At 55.8% G+C, this 19,285-nt stretch carries 15 protein-coding genes; 7 read left to right on the top strand and 8 right to left on the bottom strand.

Translation table 11 applies throughout. From position 1 onward, the window contains the following. The first annotated feature begins 56 nt into the window (after positions 1-56). Positions 57-1,706: an alpha,alpha-trehalase gene (locus K5E19_RS21165; protein ID WP_221552935.1), complete on the top strand. Its 1,650-nt coding sequence runs from the start codon at positions 57-59 to the stop codon at positions 1,704-1,706. A gap of 348 nt (positions 1,707-2,054) precedes the next feature. Here the strand turns inward: K5E19_RS21165 and K5E19_RS21160 are convergent, their stop codons facing one another. After that, on the bottom strand, positions 2,055-3,644 hold the full coding sequence (locus tag K5E19_RS21160; RefSeq protein WP_221552933.1) for an STY4199 family HEPN domain-containing protein: 1,590 nt from the start codon (positions 3,642-3,644) through the stop codon (positions 2,055-2,057). 148 nt (positions 3,645-3,792) lie between these two features. On the opposite strand from K5E19_RS21160, the gene K5E19_RS21155 reads away from it, so the two are divergent. Continuing rightward, on the top strand, positions 3,793-4,332 hold the full coding sequence (locus tag K5E19_RS21155; protein ID WP_221552932.1) for a GNAT family N-acetyltransferase: 540 nt from the start codon (positions 3,793-3,795) through the stop codon (positions 4,330-4,332). Between the two features lie 71 nt (positions 4,333-4,403). Next, positions 4,404-4,742, top strand: a complete 339-nt coding sequence (locus tag K5E19_RS21150; protein WP_221552931.1) for a lysozyme — start codon at positions 4,404-4,406, stop codon at positions 4,740-4,742. On the opposite strand, the gene K5E19_RS21145 is transcribed toward K5E19_RS21150, so the two are convergent. Further along, a complete protein-coding gene (locus tag K5E19_RS21145) occupies positions 4,721-5,323 on the bottom strand; it encodes a helix-turn-helix transcriptional regulator (protein ID WP_221552930.1) in 603 nt (200 codons plus the stop codon). The genes K5E19_RS21150 and K5E19_RS21145 overlap by 22 nt on opposite strands. 173 nt (positions 5,324-5,496) lie before the next feature. Next, positions 5,497-6,255 carry an SDR family NAD(P)-dependent oxidoreductase gene (locus K5E19_RS21140; RefSeq protein ID WP_221552929.1) on the bottom strand — a complete coding sequence of 253 codons (759 nt, stop codon included), beginning with the start codon at positions 6,253-6,255 and terminating at the stop codon, positions 5,497-5,499. 119 nt (positions 6,256-6,374) lie between these two features. Here K5E19_RS21140 and K5E19_RS21135 point away from each other — a divergent pair, with 119 nt between their 5' ends. From K5E19_RS21135 to K5E19_RS21125, 3 genes are all read left to right on the top strand, one after another. Next, on the top strand, positions 6,375-7,274 hold the full coding sequence (locus K5E19_RS21135; protein WP_221552928.1) for a LysR family transcriptional regulator: 900 nt from the start codon (positions 6,375-6,377) through the stop codon (positions 7,272-7,274). A 52-nt stretch (positions 7,275-7,326) separates the two neighbouring features. After that, positions 7,327-8,352 carry an inner membrane protein YhjD gene (gene yhjD / locus K5E19_RS21130; RefSeq protein WP_221552927.1) on the top strand — a complete coding sequence of 342 codons (1,026 nt, stop codon included), beginning with the start codon at positions 7,327-7,329 and terminating at the stop codon, positions 8,350-8,352. Positions 8,353-8,613: 261 nt separating this feature from the next. After that, on the top strand, positions 8,614-9,936 hold the full coding sequence (locus K5E19_RS21125; RefSeq protein ID WP_221552926.1) for an MFS transporter: 1,323 nt from the start codon (positions 8,614-8,616) through the stop codon (positions 9,934-9,936). A 60-nt stretch (positions 9,937-9,996) separates the two neighbouring features. Here the strand turns inward: K5E19_RS21125 and K5E19_RS21120 are convergent, their stop codons facing one another. Next, positions 9,997-12,039 (bottom strand): AsmA family protein, encoded by a 2,043-nt coding sequence (locus tag K5E19_RS21120; protein WP_221552925.1) that lies wholly within the window; start codon positions 12,037-12,039, stop codon positions 9,997-9,999. Positions 12,040-12,104: 65 nt separating this feature from the next. Continuing rightward, positions 12,105-12,878: a cyclic-guanylate-specific phosphodiesterase gene (gene pdeH / locus K5E19_RS21115; protein WP_221552924.1), complete on the bottom strand. Its 774-nt coding sequence runs from the start codon at positions 12,876-12,878 to the stop codon at positions 12,105-12,107. Between the two features lie 230 nt (positions 12,879-13,108). Here pdeH and K5E19_RS21110 point away from each other — a divergent pair, with 230 nt between their 5' ends. Then, positions 13,109-14,038, top strand: a complete 930-nt coding sequence (locus tag K5E19_RS21110) for a sugar kinase (protein ID WP_221552923.1) — start codon at positions 13,109-13,111, stop codon at positions 14,036-14,038. A gap of 68 nt (positions 14,039-14,106) precedes the next feature. Here K5E19_RS21110 and K5E19_RS21105 read toward each other — a convergent pair whose 3' ends face one another. The 3 genes from K5E19_RS21105 to hmsP all read right to left on the bottom strand — a co-directional run bounded on the left by K5E19_RS21105 (position 14,107) and on the right by hmsP (position 19,277). Continuing rightward, positions 14,107-15,600, bottom strand: coding sequence for a pitrilysin family protein (locus K5E19_RS21105; protein ID WP_221552922.1), 1,494 nt, complete (start codon positions 15,598-15,600; stop codon positions 14,107-14,109). A 224-nt stretch (positions 15,601-15,824) separates the two neighbouring features. After that, positions 15,825-17,111: a dicarboxylate/amino acid:cation symporter gene (locus tag K5E19_RS21100; protein ID WP_221552921.1), complete on the bottom strand. Its 1,287-nt coding sequence runs from the start codon at positions 17,109-17,111 to the stop codon at positions 15,825-15,827. Between the two features lie 159 nt (positions 17,112-17,270). After that, a complete protein-coding gene (gene hmsP / locus K5E19_RS21095) occupies positions 17,271-19,277 on the bottom strand; it encodes a biofilm formation regulator HmsP (RefSeq protein ID WP_221552920.1) in 2,007 nt (668 codons plus the stop codon). Between the last annotated feature and the right edge of the window lie 8 nt (positions 19,278-19,285).

Genomic DNA, 19,285 nt, shown 5'->3' with positions numbered 1-19,285 from the left:
ATAAGACGCCCGGAAAAACCTGTCTTTTGAACACACAACCGGAGGTCCTTATCACCATGTTCAACCAGAAACTACAGGCTACCGAGAACATCGAGTTCGAGATTGCAGAAGAGCTGCGCTACGAGACCGATCCCTGCGAGTTGAAACTGGATGAAATGATTGAGGCGGAGCCGGAACCCGAAATGATCGAGGGGCTACCCGCCTCCGACGCCCTGACGCCCGCCGATCGCTATCTTGAACTCTTCGAGCACGTGCAGTCGACGCGGCTGTTTGCGGACAGCAAAACCTTCCCCGACTGCGCCCCGAAGATGGATCCGCTGGATATTCTGATCCGCTATCGCAAGGTGAAACGCCATCGGGATTTCGACCTGCGCCAGTTTGTGGAGAACCACTTCTGGCTGCCGGAGACCTACAGCACGGAATATGTTTCGAATCCCGGCCTGTCGCTTAAAGAGCATATCGACAGCCTGTGGCCCGTGCTGACGCGCGAACCGCAGGATCATATTCCCTGGTCGTCCCTGCTGGCGCTGCCGCAGGCGTATATCGTCCCCGGCGGGCGATTCAGCGAGACGTACTACTGGGATTCGTACTTCTCCATGCTGGGTCTGGCGGAGAGTGGCCGTAACGATCTGCTGAAATGTATGGCGGATAACTTTGCGTGGCTGATTGAACGCTATGGCCATATCCCTAACGGTAACCGTACCTATTATCTCAGCCGCTCCCAGCCACCCGTATTTGCCCTGATGGTGGAGCTGTTTGAGGAGGACGGGGTACGCGGCGCGAAGCGTTACCTTGAACACCTGAAGATGGAGCACGCCTTCTGGATGGACGGGGCCGAGTCGCTGCTGCTTAACCAGGCCTACCGCAGTGCGGTGCGTATGCCGGATGGCTCGCTACTTAACCGTTACTGGGATGACCGCGACACGCCGCGCGACGAGTCGTGGATCGAGGACGTGGAGACGGCGCGCCACTCTGGCCGTCCGCCGAATGAGGTTTACCGCGATTTACGCGCCGGGGCGGCATCTGGCTGGGATTACTCCTCCCGCTGGCTTCGTGAGCCGGGTCGACTTGCCAGCATCCGTACCACGCAGTTTATCCCTATCGATTTGAACGCCTTCCTGTTCAAGCTGGAAAGCGCTATCGCCAATATCTCGGCGTCGAAAGGAGATAAAGAGACAGCCGACCTGTTCCGTCAGAAAGCCAGCGATCGCCGCGCGGCGGTTAACCGCTATCTGTGGGATGACGAGAACGGCTGTTATCGGGATTACGACTGGCGGCGTGAAGATATGGCGCTGTTCTCAGCGGCCAGCATTGTGCCACTGTACGTTGGCATGGCGACGCACGAGCAGGCTGAACGCCTGTCAGATGCGGTCAAAGCGCGGCTGCTGACGCCGGGCGGGATTCTGGCGACCGAGTACGAAACCGGTGAGCAGTGGGATAAACCCAACGGCTGGGCGCCGCTGCAGTGGATGGCGATTCAGGGGTTCAAGCAGTACGGCAACGACTCGCTGGGCGACGAGATCGCCTGGAGCTGGCTGCAAACGGTGAACCATTTTTATCAGACTCACCATAAGCTGATTGAGAAGTACCACATCGCCAGCAGTACGCCGCGCGAAGGGGGCGGTGGTGAGTACCCGCTTCAGGACGGCTTCGGCTGGACGAACGGCGTAGTGCGGCGACTGATTGGGCTGTATGGGGAGCCTTGAGTGGGGGGCGGTCTGTTGCCCTCACCCCGGCCCTCTCCCAAAGGGCTGAGGGTTCCCCACAAAATAATGCCTGCATGGACGACTCCCTCTCCCTTGAGGGAGAGGGCTGGGGTGAGGGGGAACATACAGCTCTGGTGGTCATTCCGTTCACTTTATGTTCCTTGCTATTCTGTAACGACATGACCGGTGAACGTGCCAGGGTGGTGGCTCAGTCGCCACCACCCTGGCAACCCGGGCTCCCGGCGGTAAATCGTCGCTGTAAGTCATTAATTTTGCTGATGCAACATTCATCGCTTCAGGTAAAAAAATTACTGGGGCTCCCTCTCCCACGGGGAGAGGGAGAAGAAATCAGCGAATCACCTCATAAATGGCGGTCTGAATAGACTGCCATTTTTTCGTTTCAGCACCCGGCTGTGCCTGCGCGCGGCGCTTCGCCATATCGGCGTCGTGCTGCTGGCGCTTCACGACAGCGGGTACGGTGCAAAACGCTTTTAAATAGTCTTTACGCGTTGACGTCAGAGACTCACCGTTCGCCATCGCGTGGCTAAGCGTGTTGATGAAACGACGGCACGGCTTCTCTTCCACCATGTTTTTCCGATAGCGCAGCATCAGTTCCAGCACGTCGTCATGGTCTGACGACATCGCCTCTTCCGTCCAGGACAGCTTCCAGTCCATACCACCCTGCAAGAAAAGCAGCGCCACGCGAGTGTCATTGCGGTTGATGGCTGAGCGGAAATTATTCTCGTCCCAGGTGACGCCCATGCGTGTCAGCGTCTCACGCGAGGAAGGCGTTTCACGCATCTCCTGTGCCGGAGGCGTGGCGGCGGCACTCGCCGCGACGTGCTGCGGTTTGCCGCTGGTCACAAGCCAGACTCCCCCGGTAATAATCGCGATGACCATGACGCCAACCGCGCCCCACAGCACGCCGGAAATGAGCTGCTCGCGCTGTTCAGGCGTTCGCGGCGCGCGCTGGGTGGGCTTTTCAATGGTGTCGCGCACCTCGAACAGATCGCCGCCCGTGACCCGGTCCATTTTCTGCGCCTTTTCCCAGAATGCATGCAGTTCGCTGGCATCCACGGCCAGTAGTCCCGCCGGATTGATGCGTGTTCTCCCCTCTTCAAACGCGCGCTGAACGGGTCGGGTGATTTGCGTGTAGTAGCGATCGAGCAGCAGGAGCTGCGCGGAACTTAATGCCCGCTGCACGGTAATGCTGTTGCGGATTTGCCGGATGTCATCAAGGAAGGTTTGCAGGGTGATGCGCGGCTCCACCAGCAGCGTCAGCATGGCGGGATCGCTAAACAATGACGCGTAGTAACGGCTAAACTCTTTTTTATCCACCAGCAGCTGGGCCAGCTCGCTGAACATCATGCCGCTCAACACGTCATTAATGTCGCCCAGTTTCAGCCAGCGACGAACGCGATCGGCATTAAACAGGGTCTTGAGATGATTGTTTAGCCGCACCTGATCGGGCCACGCCTGCTGGATCAGCCCCTTCATCATCAATTCGATAGCACGCACCTGCTTATGCGCCTGCTGCTGTTGGATTTCGCTACCGTGCGCCAGCTCAGTGTTGTAAGTCAGAAGAGGCTGCTGGAGACGAAGATGCTCCAGAGTCGTCACAAACCGCATCGCCGCAATCAGCTGATTTTCAGTGACATCCTGCCCGCTTTCATACTGAGGCACGCGCTGCTGCAACAGGCGCAGCTGTAGGGTGAATGTCGACATTTCAGCATCGTTCAGGTTGAGTTGCTTCGCCACAGCAGCCCATCCCCCCAGACCCAGGCGGGCGCTGTCCAGCTGCTCCAGAAACCAGCGTGGATCTTTTCCTTCAGAAGCATGTACATTCAGCAGGAGCAGTATTTCGACTGACGCCTGACGAATAACCGCAAGACAGTGTTCAAACTGTTCGCGAATGGGGTGTGATGTGCTGAGAGTCATTGTATTCCTTCAGAGACAATGAAAACGCCTGGGACAGGCATGAAACACTCTTTTTTTCTTTTATTTATACGACGTTAAACATACCTGACTTTCTGTTGAAATAAAGTGACAACCTTATAATCATTTAAAATGTTTCAGGAGAATCTGAATGCCCGTATTAACGACCGCGCGTCTCACCTGTTCACCGCTGCACGAGCAGGACTGGCCATTTTTTCTCGCGCTACAGCACGATCCCGACGTGATGCGCTTTGTGGCGGAAAACCGCCCTCTGGCTGAGATCCGCGCCGCGTTCGATTCTCGTCTGGCCCCATGGTCGCCGGGCAGCGCACACTGGCTTTGCCTCACCGTGCGTGATACGGCCTCGCAGGCTCCGCTGGGCGTCACGGGTTACATTCATCGGGAAGAAGATTGTGCCGAAGTCGGATTCCTTTTCGCACCTGCGGCACACGGGAAAGGTTACGGCTTCGAATCGCTGCGGGCGCTTTGCGATTATGCCTTTCTGCAGGGCGGTATTCGTCGACTTACCGCCACCGTCACGGCGGGAAATATCGCGTCAAAGCGTGTACTCGAAAAAACCGGTTTTCAACTGGAAGGCGAACTGCGCGAAAATTATTTCCTTGGCGGCCAGTGGCAAAATGACTGGCTATTTGGCTTATTGAAGCATGAATACCTGAATAATAATCCCTGAGCAATAGCCATTTGGCGGATATATCTCCCGCGTCGTTTCCTCTACAGTGTCGCCATTAAGAGGAAACGAATATGCCAGGTTCTACGCTAAAGATATCGTCTGCTGCGATTGCGTTAATTAAAAAAAATCAGGGGCTTTCCCTGGAGAAATATCGTGACATAAACGGGATAGGGGTTATCGGATATGGTCACGTCATCCACCCGGATGAAAATTTTCGCCGTCTTATCACTCCCACCGAGGCAGAATATTTGCTCCACAGCGATTTGCAATTATGCGAGACGCTGCTGCGGGAAAATGTGACGCTACCCTTAACCCAACAGCAGCATGACGCACTGGTATTGATGATATTCAGCTTTGGTGAAATGCCCACGCTGATAACAGAATGGCTTCAGGCCGTTGAGCGGGTGTAGTACATGGCCGCCTGCGTTCTGTTTTTGACATCCAGTCGACGGAAAAGCGCTTCAAGATGTGCTTTTACCGTTGCCGCGCTGATATTCAGGCTGCGGCTAATTTCCTTATTTGACTCCCCGGCAGCCAGGCGTTTCAACACCTCACGCTGACGCTCGCTTAGCGTTAATAATGCTTCCTGCGAAGCCTGCTGCCTGAGCCACTCACCGGGAAAACAGATCATCCCTCTGGACACGGAATCCAGCACGGCGGCGAATCGCTCGGGGCTCGCGTTGCGGGGAATAATCGCCATCACGTTTCGCTGCTTCACCTGTTCGATCCATCGGCTCTCTTTTTTCGCCAGAACCATTACCACGCGAAGTGCCGGGAAGCGATGTATGATCTCCTCCAGGAAAGCGATGCCCTCATTCTGAATTAAATTTCCGTCAATCATCACGATAGCGGCGGGTGACGCGGACAGCTGCGCCCATAATTCATCTGCCTGAAGGGTTCCCGTCATATCTATTTCCGGAATTAACTTTTGCAGACTGTGTATCGCTCCGTGAATAAATATTGACTGCCTATCAAACATGATTACTCGCATCGTTTCTCTCCCTCTGAGAATAGCGAAGGGGGATTCTACAGAGGCATTATTTGAGAAAAAACTCAATGAATGGAGAGGTTACAAAACCACCCGCTTTCTTTATATCTCCCCGTATCTGGACACATTTGTCTTAAGGATTTCCTTAAGGGGTTCCCTCCCCTTAAGCCAGCGTCTTAGAGGAACATACCGCCCGACACTTCAATACGTTGCGCGTTCATCCAGCCCAGTTTGTCGCTAAGCAGGGCGGCAATGGCATCGCCAATGTCGTCCGGCAGACCCACGCGACCCAGCGCCGTCTGCGACGCCAGCAGGTGATTAAGCTCGGCGTTGTCACGCACGCGTCCGCCGCCAAAGTCGGTTTCAATCGCGCCAGGGGCGATAATGTTGACGGCGATCCCGCGAGCGCCTAGCTCTTTCGCCTGATAGCGGGTCAGCACTTCCATCGCCCCTTTCATTGCCGCATAGGTACCCGAGCCCGGCTGGGTGAAACGGGCCAGCCCGCTGGAGACGTTCAGAATGCGCCCACCATCCTTTATCAGAGGCAGCAGGGTCTGAGTCAGGAAGAACGGTCCTTTAAAATGGATGTTCATTGCGTCATCAAACTGGGCTTCCGTCGTCTCGGTATAGGGTGCATATAAACCCGTGCCCGCATTGTTTAATAAATAATCAAAGGTGTCGCGTTGCCAGACCGTCTTCAGGCTTTCCTGCACTTTTTTAGCAAAGTCACCGAAGGTGGAGATTTCGCCGACGTTAAGCTGTAATGCCACCGCCTTAACCCCTTTTTGCTCAATTTCACGCACGACGTTCTGCGCTTCTTGCTCGCTGCTGTTATAGGTCAGGATGATCCCCGTCCCTTCTGCCGCCAGCTTCAAAACCGCGTTTTTACCCAGGCCACGGCTACCACCAGTCACTAATGCAATACGTTCACTCATGAGAAACCTCGTTTCGGCTGTTATGGAGATTGAGAAAGAGCTTATTAGGTGATAGAAAATCAATAAAGACAGTGGATAACGCTTCACTGTTTCATTATGAACAACAATGAGCGCCGCCTATGGATAAAATTCACGCAATGCAATTGTTCATCCGTGTCGCAGAACTGGAGAGTTTTTCCCGCGCGGCGGAGACGCTGAGCCTGCCAAAAGGCAGCGTTTCGCGGCAAATCCAGGCGCTGGAAAACCAGCTGGGCACCCAGCTATTGCACCGTACCACCCGTCGCGTCAGCCTGACGCAGGATGGAATGGTCTATTACGAACGCACAAAAGATCTGCTGGCAAACCTCGACGAACTGGACAGCATGTTTCTTCATGACCCTTCCAGCATCAGCGGACGGTTACGTGTCGATATGCCCGTTGGCGTTGCACGAAATTTAGTCATCCCCAAACTCCCCGCCTTTCTGCAACAGTATCCCGGCATCGAACTGGAACTCAGCAGCAGCGACCGCCTGGTGGACGTGATTCGCGAGGGGTTTGACTGCGTGGTGCGCGTGGGCACGCTGAAGGATTCGGGACTGATTGCCCGACCGCTGGGCAAACTGTCCGTCATCAACTGCGCCAGCCCGGCGTATCTGACGCGCTTCGGCTATCCCGAGACGCTGGACGATCTGGCTTCGCATGCGGTGATCCACTATGCCGCCACGCTGGGCACGCGCCCGCAGGGCTTTGAGTTTTATAACGGCAGCACGACGCAGTGGGTCAAGACGGGCGGTGTATTAACGGTCAACAGCACGGAGACCTACCAGGCCGCCTGCCTTGCGGGATTAGGCATAATTCAGGTTCCGCGGGTTGGGGTGCGTGATTTACTGCGCGCGAAGAAACTGGTTGAGATCCTCCCGCAGTATCGGGCGGAACCGATGCCCGTATCGCTGATTTATCCTCACCGCCGTAACCTCTCCCGCCGGGTACATCTGTTTATGGAGTGGCTTACTGAACTCACGAAAGCTTACGTGGACTAGTCGCAAGCTATAATTCAAAAACACATCCAGCTCAACGAAAAGGAAAATGCGCGTGACGCCGGAAAACAATCCGCAACGACCGACTCAACATTTAGAGTATGACCCCATCAAAAAGATGGAGACCGAGCCTGAAGCGCCCGCAGCGCCTGGAACCGCCAGCAAAGCGCTGGGAACGGTTACCAGCATGGCAGAAAAAATTCAGCAGCTTCCCATGATTGCGCACCTGATTCGCGCCACGGAACGGTTTAACGACCGCATGGGGAATCAGTTTGGGGCGGCCATTACTTACTTTTCTTTCTTATCGATGATCCCGATCCTGATGGTGTCCTTTGCTGCCGCCGGTTTTGTGCTGGCGTCGCACCCGACGCTGCTGCAGGACATTTTCAATAAGATCCTGATTAACGTCAGCGACCCAACGCTCGCCAGCACGCTGAAAAGCACCATCAACACCGCCGTACAGCAGCGTACTACCGTTGGTATCGTCGGTTTACTGATTGCCCTCTATTCCGGAATTAACTGGATGGGCAACCTGCGTGAGGCCATTCGCGCCCAGTCGCGCGACGTGTGGGAGCGCACGCCGCAGGATCAGGAGAAGATTTGGGTTAAGTATTTTCGTGATTTTGTTTCGCTGATTGGTCTGCTCGTTGCGCTGATCGTGACGCTCTCTATCACCTCCGTAGCGGGCTCGGCGCAGCAAATGATCATCTCCGCGCTCTATCTGGATTACATCGAATGGCTGAAGCCAGCGTGGCGCGGGATTGGTCTGGCCATCTCCATTTTTGCCAACTACCTGCTGTTCTTCTGGATCTTCTGGCGCCTGCCGCGCCATCGTCCGCGCAAGAAAGCGCTCATTCGTGGGACGCTCATTGCGGCGATTGGCTTTGAGGTGATCAAAATCGTGATGACCTACACCCTGCCGTCGCTGGTGAAATCCCCGTCCGGCGCGGCGTTTGGCTCCGTACTGGGGCTGATGGCGTTCTTCTACTTCTTCGCTCGCCTGACGCTGTTCTGCGCGGCGTGGATCGCCACTGCCGAGTACAAAGATGACCCGCGCATGCCGGGAAAAACCCACCGCTAAGCCCCCTGTCGGGCTGATATTTCAGCCCGACCAATCATTTCAGCATATAAATCCAGACCGTAACTTTTATTTAACCAAAAACCAGTTTTAATCACTAATATTTGAAAAGTGTGAAGCATTTCATGGAAGGTATTTCGCTGGTCTGAAAATTATCCGCTTTTTGTTGCTTTTATCACCGCCTCGCGACTTTGTTACAGATTGAAATGTCGCTTTTGCTATGCGTAATATGGCCTTTCGTTCGTCCAAAAATAAGAAAATATTATGCAAGCAACAGCCACAACACTTAACGAAGGGGCGGAAAACGTTCCGGTCAACTCGCGTAACAAAGTTGTCGTCGCATCGCTGATTGGCACCGCCATTGAGTTTTTCGACTTTTATATTTATGCCACCGCAGCGGTTATCGTCTTCCCGCATATTTTCTTCCCGCAGGGCGACCCGACGGCGGCAACGCTACAGTCTCTGGCAACCTTTGCTATCGCCTTCGTGGCACGTCCAATTGGTTCAGCGGTCTTTGGTCACTTTGGCGATCGCGTTGGCCGTAAAGTGACGCTTGTAGCGTCGCTGCTGACCATGGGCATTTCGACCGTGGCGATTGGCCTGCTGCCCACTTACGAAACCATCGGCATTCTGGCACCGGTTCTGCTGGCGCTGGCGCGTTTTGGTCAGGGTCTGGGCCTGGGCGGTGAATGGGGAGGCGCGGCGCTGCTGGCTACCGAGAACGCCCCGGCGCGCAAGCGCGCACTGTACGGCTCATTTCCACAGCTGGGCGCACCGATTGGCTTCTTCTTCGCGAACGGCACCTTCCTGCTGCTCTCCTGGCTGCTGACGGATGAACAGTTCATGAGCTGGGGCTGGCGTATTCCGTTCGTCTTCTCTGCCGTACTGGTGCTGATTGGTCTGTATGTGCGCGTCTCCCTGCACGAAACGCCGGTCTTTGCCAAAGTCGCGGCAGCGAAAAAGCAGGTAAAAGTACCGCTGGGAACGCTGCTGACCAAGCACGTCCGCGTGACCGTGCTGGGCACCTTTATCATGCTGGCGACCTATACGCTGTTCTACATCATGACCGTCTATTCAATGACGTACAGCACCGCCGCCGCGCCGGTGGGGCTGGGTCTGCCGCGTAACGAAGTGCTGTGGATGCTGATGATGGCGGTGATTGGCTTCGGCGTGATGGTACCGATTGCGGGTCTGCTGGCGGATAAGTTTGGTCGCCGCTCAAGCATGATTGTGATCACTACGCTGATTATTGTGTTCGCGCTGTTCGTCTTCCCGCCGCTGCTGGGTTCCGGTAGCCCTGCGCTGGTGATGGCGTATCTGCTGATTGGCCTGAGCCTGATGGGCCTGACCTTCGGCCCGATGGGCGCGCTGCTGCCGGAGCTGTTCCCGACGGAAGTGCGTTATACGGGCGCGTCGTTCTCCTACAACGTTGCCTCTATTCTGGGCGCGTCCGTTGCGCCGTATATCGCCACCTGGCTGCAGGCGAACTATGGCCTGTTCTACGTGGGCGTCTATCTGGCGGCCATGGCAGCGCTGACGCTGATTGCGCTGCTGCTGACGCACGAGACTAAGCATCAGGTTCTGTAATTCACTGCGGTCTGATGCCCTCACCCCGGCCCTCTCCCACAGGGAGAGGGAGAAAGGGAGCTACTTCTTCATCTGCGACAAAATATTCCGGCACTGATTCGCCTCGCCTTCTGACGGCGAAATCAAGGCCAGCAGCGCTGCGGCTGGGGTGACCAGCGTCGCAAGCGCCGCGGCCACTGCGCCACGCGCAATAAGCGGTCCGGGCTTCACGCCAGCCTGCGGGTTTTTGAAGGTGCCGCGCACGTAGAGCGGCGAGCGCAGGGTGATGATACGAATCCCCTTACTTTCCGGGTCGATGGTGAGATCAAGTTGCTCAGAGGCCATACTGGCCGTCCCGGTCACGTTGATCACCGCGTTCTCCGTGTCGAAGGCGAAAATCTGCGGGCGCGCCACGCCGTTGACCAGATCCACGTTTGCCGCCGCGCAGTTCACGCGGACTTCATCGTCGCCGAAAATCTGGCCAATGATAAAGTTACCTACGTTAAGCCCCAGGATTTCCATCAGGTTGCGGCTGATCAGCCCGTCGTTCATCAGCAGCTTCAGGTTACCATTACCGCTGCCCAGCAGCGCCGCCACGGAGTTGCCCACGCCGCGAATGTCGGCATCGCCGTTCATCTCACCGAGGGTTTTCTGCATCAGTTCGACGTCAGGCATCAGCTCTTTTAGCTTAAGCCTGCGCGCCTGAATTTCTGCCCGTCCCTGCATCGGCTTTTTGTCGCCTTCCAGATGAATGTTCGACGAGATCGTCCCGCCCGCCATGCCAAATTTCAGCGGCTGCAGGCGCAGGTCGGCGTTTTTCAGGATGATATGCGTCGAGAGATCGCTCAACGGCAGCGTGCTGCCATGCTCAATTTTGCGCCCTTTGAAGCGGACGTCCGCATCCATCACGTCCCACTTATCGGTCTCAAAGCGATCGTATGGCAGCACTTTTCCCGCAGGCTGGATGTCCTTTTTCACCTCTTTTGATTTGGTGCCTTTGCCGGAATCCACGCCAATCAGCGGGCCGAGATCGGCCAGACGGAGCTGGCGGGACTCGACGTCACCTTCCAGTTTCGGGCGCGGTTTGCCGGTGGTGTAGGTCAGCGAACCGTGAATATCGCTGTCGCCAATACGGCCGTTGAAATCCCTGTAGTTAAAGACCGACGATTTCTCGGTGTCGATTTTAGCCACCAGATGCCCGTCCGTTTCAAACGGTGGGGTATCCGGCAGCAGCACGCCGGTCAGTTCGTACAGCTCACCCAGCGAATCACCGGCAAACTTCAGCTGCAGGTCAACACCGCCCATGTTCATCGGGTCGTTGACCGTCCCCACGAACGCCACGCGCGTGTTCCCGGAACGGAAATCCGCCTGCACCGGGAACGGCGTGCCCTCGCTCCTGAGCGCCAGCATGCCGCCAATTTTCCCTTTCCCGGTCAGCGGCTGGTTGTTGTAGCGCCCTTTTGCCGTCAGGCCGAAAACGTAATCGCCCGCTTTGGCGTTGTCGCCTTTGGCTTTGCTGCCCGTGACTTCGCTAAACGGCAGCGGCTTGCCCAGCGGATCGACCAGGATCTCCACGTCGGCTTTGCTGACCTTGTCGTCAATGGCGATCCGCCCGCGATCGAAGAGAATGTTATCGAGACGGAAAGACCACGAGGAGGGCTGTGCATTGGGATCTTTCTCGCCGTCGCTGGCAAGGTTAAACGTCCAGTTGTTGTTCTTTTCAGAAAGGCGGATCAGGCGTGCGTCGGGCTGCTGGAGTTTGATCCACGGCAGGTAAACCGTTTTGGTCAGCAGCGCGAGTGGTGCCAGCGTGGCTTCAACGCGCGGCAGGTGCACCATCGTGACTTCGGGAATATCCGGCGGGTTGCCAAGAATAACGTCGTCGGCGTGAACGTGCGGCCAGGGTATCCAGCTTCGCCAGCCGGTCTCCTCTTTCTGCCGCTCCCACACCACGCCCAGATCGCCGCGTATGGCAAAGGGTCGGTTCAGCTCGGTTGAGACTTTCTGGTTGATGGTCGGCTTGAGACGGTTCCAGTCGAATGTCGCAATAATGATGATGGCAACCGCGATCAACAACAAGAAAATCCCTGAGATCCAGGCGATAACCCTGGTTGTCTTTGTCATTTTTGTCCCCTTTCCTGATGACCTGTCCTGTAAAACTATAGTCCAGACAAAGGGAAGCGGGCAGTTCAGAGCGTCGTTATCACCGTTTCGAGCGTATCCATCGGCACCGGACGAGAGAGGAAGTAACCCTGCGCGGCGGCGGCCGGCGAGTTTTGTACATCACGCCACTCTTCCAGCGTTTCGACGCCTTCAACAATCACGCCCTGGCAATAGCGATTCATCAGCTGCAGCAGCAGCGTGAACAGGTTTCGACCTTCCTGCGTCTGGCGCAGCATGATAAAGAGGTCGCGGGCCACTTTGATGTAGTCGTAACGAACTTCGCTAAGGGCCGAGAAGTTCGCCATGCCGGTGCCGAAGTCATCCAGCCACAGCGGGCCAAACTCGCACATGGAGGCAAATGAAGAGTCCTGCGGCAGGCGGACATGCTCCACCAGTTCAAAACGCATCCATGGCAGAGAGGCAATCAGCGCCTGCAATTTCTCGTTCTGGCGCAATGCCAGCAGGGTTGGTCCGTCTACATTGACCGACGCAAGGATGTCGTGCCGGGCGAAAAATGCCTGCTTCGTTGCCAGCATACGGAGCTGCTCTTCCAGCACATCCAGACGCTGGCGAACCGCAACCTCCGCAAAATAGCGGTCTGGCGCAATACGCTGTGAAGGATTCGATGGGTGTGTAACGACCGTTAAAATCTCTATTGCCATCAGCCGACCATCGGTGCGATAGATGGGTTGATAGGTATACGCTCGCTCACATTGCAGCCAGTAGCGATGCTCCTGCAAGTTCTCAATACTTGCCTCTGGCGTAGCGTTCAGCCGCTGGATAACCTGCTCTGACTTCATTTCAGATGTCCTGTTTTATGGGATGACCTTTCTGGACTCGTCACTGGGTTATCGGCGCGCTAGTTGAGAACTTTATGTTCAATTAGCCGGGAAAATGAAATTAAGATGACAGAAATTGGCAGGAATACGCGCTGGCTCAAAAAAAATATTGGAACGTCGTTTTAATATGGTTGACCACAAAATTCACTCAACGCACACTACCGTAAATTACTCTGTTCAGGTTCACGACTATGTCCAAAAAAATTGCCGTGATTGGCGAATGCATGATTGAGCTGTCCCAAAAAGGCGAGGAAGTCAGCCGCGGTTTTGGTGGCGATACATTAAACACATCTGTTTATATTGCCCGTCAGGTTGCGCCTGACGCACTGAGCGTGAACTACGTTACTGCGCTTGGGACAGACAGCTTCAGCGAGCAGATGCTGGCGTCCTGGCAGGCCGAGAATGTCCAGACGTCACTCATCCAGCGCATGGAAAACCGCCTGCCGGGTCTGTACTACATCGAAACTGACAGCACCGGTGAGCGCACTTTCTACTACTGGCGTAATGAAGCCGCCGCCAAATTCTGGCTGGAAAGCAACGCCGCCGCCGCCATCTGCGAAGAGCTGGCAACCTTTGACTATCTCTATCTGAGCGGGATTAGCCTGGCGATCCTGAGCCAGGAAAGCCGGGAAAAGCTGCTGTCTCTGCTGCGCGAATGTCGCGCCAACGGCGGCAAGGTGATCTTCGATAATAACTATCGTCCTCGCCTGTGGACCAGCCGCGAAGAGACGCAGCAGGTTTATCAGCAGATGCTGGAATGCACCGATATCGCATTCCTGACCCTGGATGACGAAGACGCTCTGTGGGGTGAGAAGCCCGTGGATGAGGTTATCTCACGCACTCAGGCGGCTGGCGTGAGTGAAGTGGTGATTAAACGCGGTGCGGATTCATGCCTGGTCGCCATCGCGGGCGAAGCGGTGGTTGAGGTGCCTGCGGTGAAACTGGCGAAAGAGAAAGTGATTGATACGACGGCGGCGGGAGATTCTTTCAGCGCGGGGTATCTGGCGGTACGTCTGACGGGTGGGACGCCTGAAGCAGCGGCACAGCGCGGTCACCAGACGGCGAGTACCGTGATTCAGTATCGCGGGGCAATTATTCCACGTGAGGCGATGCCTGTTTAAATAAGGTGCGGGCTGATGCCCTCACCCTAACCCTCTCCCACAGGGAGAGGGAACAAAGAACCAGTGTCTTACTGACCCTGCGGAATATCGCTCGCATCCTGGTGCAAATCATCCGCCGTTGCAGCCTGTGCAGGCTGCGCTTCAGGCGCCATGATCGCATCCCAGGTCGCCTTCAGTTCCTTCATGTTATATTCCGGCTCGCCTTTCGGCTGCAGCAGAATCAACGCCATATCCTGCGATAACTGCTGTCGCAAATCCTGATTTAACATCTCGACGGTCAGACCGCTGAGGAAATCCTGGCGCAGCTTTTGATACTGCTCCGGCGCGATATCGACGACCTGGTTTTGCAGGGAGCGAATACGCTGGCTGATGAGGATATCGGTATCGGCGCGAGCATAGGTGGCAAACAGTTTCTGCAGCTCAAGCGATTTCTGCGCGACCAGCGCGTTGAACTCCTCTTCTGAGAGGCCCTCTTTACGCACTTTTGCCAGCTCTTTTGCCACCACGCCAAGGTTCGTATTCAGCTTATCGCCCGGCGATTCGACGTTAATGGCGCACTGCGCACGCTGGAACAACACGCGGCAGTCAAAGCCCAGACCAATGTTCTTCACGTTGTTTTTACTGAGCGTTTGCTGAACGTGCCAGAACAGCGCTTCACGCGCCAGGTCTGCACGCCAGTAGCGCAGCAGCGCGGCGGACTCGCGAATAGGCTGCCAGGCGGTGTCCCACATCATCGAGAGACGATCCTGACGCACGGTATCGGTCATGATGCTCACAGACTCCGGGCGCAGCGGCGAAAGGGTCGGTACGGGCGCAGGCGTTTCACGCTTGCCTTTAAGCTCGCCAAACGCTTTGTTGATTTGCTCAACGACTGCACGGCTGTCCACATTGCCGACCACGATCAGGGTCATCGCATCCGGGGTGTACCATTTCTGGTAGAACGATTTGACCTGCTCGGCGTCCACAGGCTGCTTCAGCGGCTCTGCCGGGTCGTGGCCGAGCAGCGTTGACCCTTTCAGGCGGTAGCGCCACCAGCCCTCTTTGGTATCGACAGGCCAGGTCGCCACCATGTCACTGTTACTCAGCGCATAGTTGACGGTTTCCGGCGTCACCGACAGGTTACCGGTGGCGTCGGAGAGATAGGTCAGCGCTTCTTTCAGCAGGTCGTTACGGTTATTCGGCAGGCTCAGGTTGAACATAGTGTAGTCGTATGACACAACCGCAGGGGGCAGAGGGCGTTTCGGGTCGATGGCCTGTTGCCAGAGCGAACGCACCTGCACCGCTTGTAAACTGCCGCTCTGGGTGAGCGCCAGTCGAGGAATAAAGTGGCTGAAGCCAGTCTGCTGGGTGCTTTCAGTGAGGGAACCCGTATTCACGGACAAACGAATTTCAATACGATCGCTGGGACGCTGCGGGGTAGCTAACACCTGCCACTGAAAACCATTCGCCAGGGTCCCTTGTTGCCAGGCCGGGTCTGGCTGGAGCGCATCTGCCTGCACATAACTGGCTGCTGCCATCATCAGCAAACCGCCGGTTAAGAGTCGAATTTTTGTGCCCTGCATGTGAACCCCTGATCAACATTCCTGGTTAAAAAGAGTGTCTCGTGACGTGAGCACTCTAAAGATGACGATGAAAACACTCCGATTAGACCGCGTGTGAAGCCAAACGTCACGGAGGGAAGTGAAATATACCCAAAAAAAATCTTGTCGAAGTATGACAGGTATGAAGCATTATTATGCGCAGGAGCCCGCATCCCGACAAGGGAATGCGGGCAATTATGACGTGATTAAGAGGATAAACCTGCTGATTTGCTGTCAGCTGGGCGATTATTTAACGTATCGGTGAGCTTTTTGTGATCCAGCTCTTTCACCCATTTTGCCACCACCACCGTGGCCACACCGTTACCCACCAGGTTGGTTAAGGCGCGCGCTTCAGACATAAAGCGGTCAATACCCAGTATCAGCGCCAGGCCCGCCACCGGCAGGTGTCCCACCGCTGAAATGGTCGCCGCCAGCACGATGAACCCGCTTCCGGTAACACCCGCCGCCCCTTTCGAGGAGAGCAGGAGCACCACCAGCAGGGTGATTTGATGGAAGATATCCATATGGCTGTTGGTCGCCTGAGCGATAAACACCGCGGCCATCGTCAGGTATATCGAGGTGCCGTCCAGGTTAAAGGAGTAGCCCGTCGGGATCACCAGCCCCACCACCGACTTCCGGCAGCCCAGTTTTTCCATCTTATCGAGCATACGCGGCAGCGCCGACTCAGAGGACGAGGTGCCCAGAACAATCAGCAGCTCTTCGCGGATGTAGCGGATGAACTTGAAGATGCTGAACCCCGCCGCGCGGGCGATTGAGCCCAGCACCACCACCACAAACAGAATACAGGTGATGTAGAAGCAGATAATCAGCTGACCCAGCTGCACCAGCGTGCCGACACCGTATTTACCGATGGTAAACGCCATCGCGCCGAAGGCACCGATCGGGGCCAGACGCATGATCATGTTGATGATGCCGAAGATGACCTGCGAGAAGCTTTCAATGACGTTGAAGATGAGCTGGCCTTTGCTGCCCAGACGGTGCAGGGCAAAGCCAAACATCACGGCAAATAGCAGCACCTGCAGAATATTGCCACTGGCGAATGCGCCGATAACGCTGCTCGGAATCACGTCGAGCAGGAAGGCGACAACCCCCTGATCTTTCGCCTGCTCGGCGTAAACGGCGACCGCCTTCGCATCGAGCGTGGCCGGGTCAACGTTCATTCCCGCGCCAGGCTGAACGACGTTAACAATGATCAGGCCGATAATCAGGGCAAGCGTACTGACCACTTCGAAATAGAGAAGCGCCACTGCGCCGGTACGTCCGACCGCCTTCATGCTTTCCATGCCAGCGATACCCGTTACCACCGTACAGAAGATGACCGGGGCAATGACCATTTTGATGAGCTTCACGAACGCGTCGCCAAGCGGCTTCATTTGTGCGCCCAGTTCAGGGTAGTAGTGACCAAGCAGAATACCGACTGCGATGGCTGTCAGGACCTGAAAGTAAAGGCTTTTGAAGATTGAGGTTTTCATAGGGTGTCCTTGGGAAGAAAAACCACAGGCTTTTTAAGGTTATGGTTAACCTGCGGCTCTAAAATAACACCCACATAACAGGACAGAAATAAACCAGGTTCAAATTTGAAACACAAATGTTAAGAACTTTGAACTGGCTCGCACAAGCCAGCAACAAAATTACACTTTTGCGTTATTGCCCACGTCGGCAAGGTAGCTTTTTTCGAAGATGTCCGACGGCACGGCACGGCCAAATAAGAAGCCCTGACCGCCCTCTACACCCGCTTTAGCCAGCCAGTCGCGCTGCTCTTCGTTTTCGATACCTTCGGCAATCACATGCAGGTTGAGGCTGCGCGCCATCTGGATAATGGCCTCGACCATACTGCTGTCTTCCGGCAGTCCATCGACAAAGGTTTTGTCGATTTTCAGCACGTCGACCGGCAGCGTTTTCATATGCTGTAGCTGCCGCAGTCCGGCGTAGCCCATACCGAAATCGTCCAGCGCGATGCGAACACCCGCGTTACGCAGCGGTTTCAGAATCGCCACGGCTTCGTTCGGGTCGTCAATACGACGGCTCTCCGTCACTTCCAGAATCAGCGTGTCCGGCTGGATGCGATAGCGGTGAATCAGCTCCAGCAGCTCCGACACCATGGTCGGGTGCATCAGCTGTAAGGCGGAGAGGTTTACCGACAGCGGCAGGGTGATGCCCCGCTCCTGCCAGGCAGCAAGCTGGCGGCAGGACTCTTCCAGCACCCAGTATCCCACGCTGACCATCAGACCACAGGATTCAATCCGGTCTATCAGCCCCTCAGGCAGCTCCCATGAGCCATCCGGCTGCTGCATGCGCAGCAACGCTTCGGCACTGTTCACTTCACCGGTGAGCAAATTGACCTGCGGCTGCAGCCAGATGGCAAACTGGCGGTTGTCCAGCGCGGTCAGAATGTCGCTCTCTTCGGTCAGACGCTGCTGCGCCTTTTCCATCTGCTCCGGGTCGAAGAACTGGATCTGATTCTTCCCTTTGCGGCGCGCGGTGAAGGCCGCCGAGAATGCGCGACGGTAAAGCTGCTCCGCCGTCAGGTCGCCATAAAACATCGCAATCCCGATGCTGGCGCTCGGACGAAGCTGGATCCCCTGAATCGGTAACCGCTCATTAATGACAGTGAGCACTTGCTGACCTAGCGTAATAGCGTGCCATGGCTCTTTCACGCCATGCGCGATGATCACCAGGTCATAGCCGCTAACCTGAGTCAGCACCATGCGCGGGGCAAGCACCGATTTCACCTTTTCCACCAGCGTCAGGAGCAGCATTTCACGCTGGCTCTCCTTGAGCACACCCGCCGTGTCCTGCAAGGTTTCGCAGGCGACCACCATCAGCGCGGTGGTCTGTTGGCGGGCCACCGTCTGCTCCAGCATTGCCATCAGGAAGGCTTTGTTTGGCAGATCGGACACCGGGAAACGGGTGGCGCTGATATTGAGTTCATCCTGCTGGCGCATAATGCGCTGCTGGTTGATGTTGTAGCTGCGCACCAGCATACCGATTTCATCGTCATGATGCAGGCGCGGCAACGCAATCTGGTGGCCTATCTGCTCCTGCGGCGGCAGGTCGTTCAACTCTCTGGCGATGCGCCGCAACGGATGCACAATCAAACGGTTAATACACCAGGTAAGTGCGACGCTCAAAATAAGCGTTAAAAGTAAGTAAGCAGTCACTAACGTCGCAACCCAGCTCATGACAAACTTATACATGCGATAGGAGTCTGACTGCAGGACAAGGTAGGCTAACGGCTGAGGGTTAGCCGGACGTTCCAGTGAATAGATAGGCAGGGAAATTTGCACCGGTAGCTCAAACATGCGCATGACCATGACCGGGACGGGACGTTCAGGAATGAAGCGCATCCGTAACGCCTGAAACTGATTAGGCAGAACGACATCCGCGCGGCTGACGATACCCGCAGGCTGGATGCGTTTTAAAATGGTTTCCGCGTCGGGAATGTCCCCTTTCAGGATCGCGGCCGACAGCGGCTCACGCACCTCACGGGCAATACTTTCAAGTTGCGAAGCCGTGTTGTAGCGATTCTGCTGTACGGCATGAAACAGCAAAATAACGCTGAAGAGAAAGACAAACAGCATCGTGACGGCTGAAACCATCGCCATCTGTTTGATCGTTAAAGAACGGCTAACACGCAAAATGACTC

It is taken from the genome of Enterobacter sp. RIT637, assembly GCF_019718755.1.
Lineage (GTDB): Bacteria > Pseudomonadota > Gammaproteobacteria > Enterobacterales > Enterobacteriaceae > Enterobacter.
This window is presented reverse-complemented; position numbering and strand designations above follow the sequence as displayed.

What these genes read in the sequence shown, in the direction of transcription:
- K5E19_RS21165 (WP_221552935.1), top strand. Translation starts at nt 57, where the DNA reads ATGTTCAACCAGAAACTACAGGCTACCGAGAACATCGAGTTCGAGATT.
- K5E19_RS21100 (WP_221552921.1), bottom strand. Translation starts at nt 17,111, where the DNA reads ATGAAAACCTCAATCTTCAAAAGCCTTTACTTTCAGGTCCTGACAGCC.
- K5E19_RS21125 (WP_221552926.1), top strand. Translation starts at nt 8,614, where the DNA reads ATGCAAGCAACAGCCACAACACTTAACGAAGGGGCGGAAAACGTTCCG.
- K5E19_RS21135 (WP_221552928.1), top strand. Translation starts at nt 6,375, where the DNA reads ATGGATAAAATTCACGCAATGCAATTGTTCATCCGTGTCGCAGAACTG.
- K5E19_RS21160 (WP_221552933.1), bottom strand. Translation starts at nt 3,644, where the DNA reads ATGACTCTCAGCACATCACACCCCATTCGCGAACAGTTTGAACACTGT.
- K5E19_RS21155 (WP_221552932.1), top strand. Translation starts at nt 3,793, where the DNA reads ATGCCCGTATTAACGACCGCGCGTCTCACCTGTTCACCGCTGCACGAG.
- K5E19_RS21120 (WP_221552925.1), bottom strand. Translation starts at nt 12,039, where the DNA reads ATGACAAAGACAACCAGGGTTATCGCCTGGATCTCAGGGATTTTCTTG.
- K5E19_RS21140 (WP_221552929.1), bottom strand. Translation starts at nt 6,255, where the DNA reads ATGAGTGAACGTATTGCATTAGTGACTGGTGGTAGCCGTGGCCTGGGT.
- K5E19_RS21110 (WP_221552923.1), top strand. Translation starts at nt 13,109, where the DNA reads ATGTCCAAAAAAATTGCCGTGATTGGCGAATGCATGATTGAGCTGTCC.
- K5E19_RS21145 (WP_221552930.1), bottom strand. Translation starts at nt 5,323, where the DNA reads ATGCGAGTAATCATGTTTGATAGGCAGTCAATATTTATTCACGGAGCG.
- K5E19_RS21105 (WP_221552922.1), bottom strand. Translation starts at nt 15,600, where the DNA reads ATGCAGGGCACAAAAATTCGACTCTTAACCGGCGGTTTGCTGATGATG.
- K5E19_RS21150 (WP_221552931.1), top strand. Translation starts at nt 4,404, where the DNA reads ATGCCAGGTTCTACGCTAAAGATATCGTCTGCTGCGATTGCGTTAATT.
- pdeH (WP_221552924.1), bottom strand. Translation starts at nt 12,878, where the DNA reads ATGAAGTCAGAGCAGGTTATCCAGCGGCTGAACGCTACGCCAGAGGCA.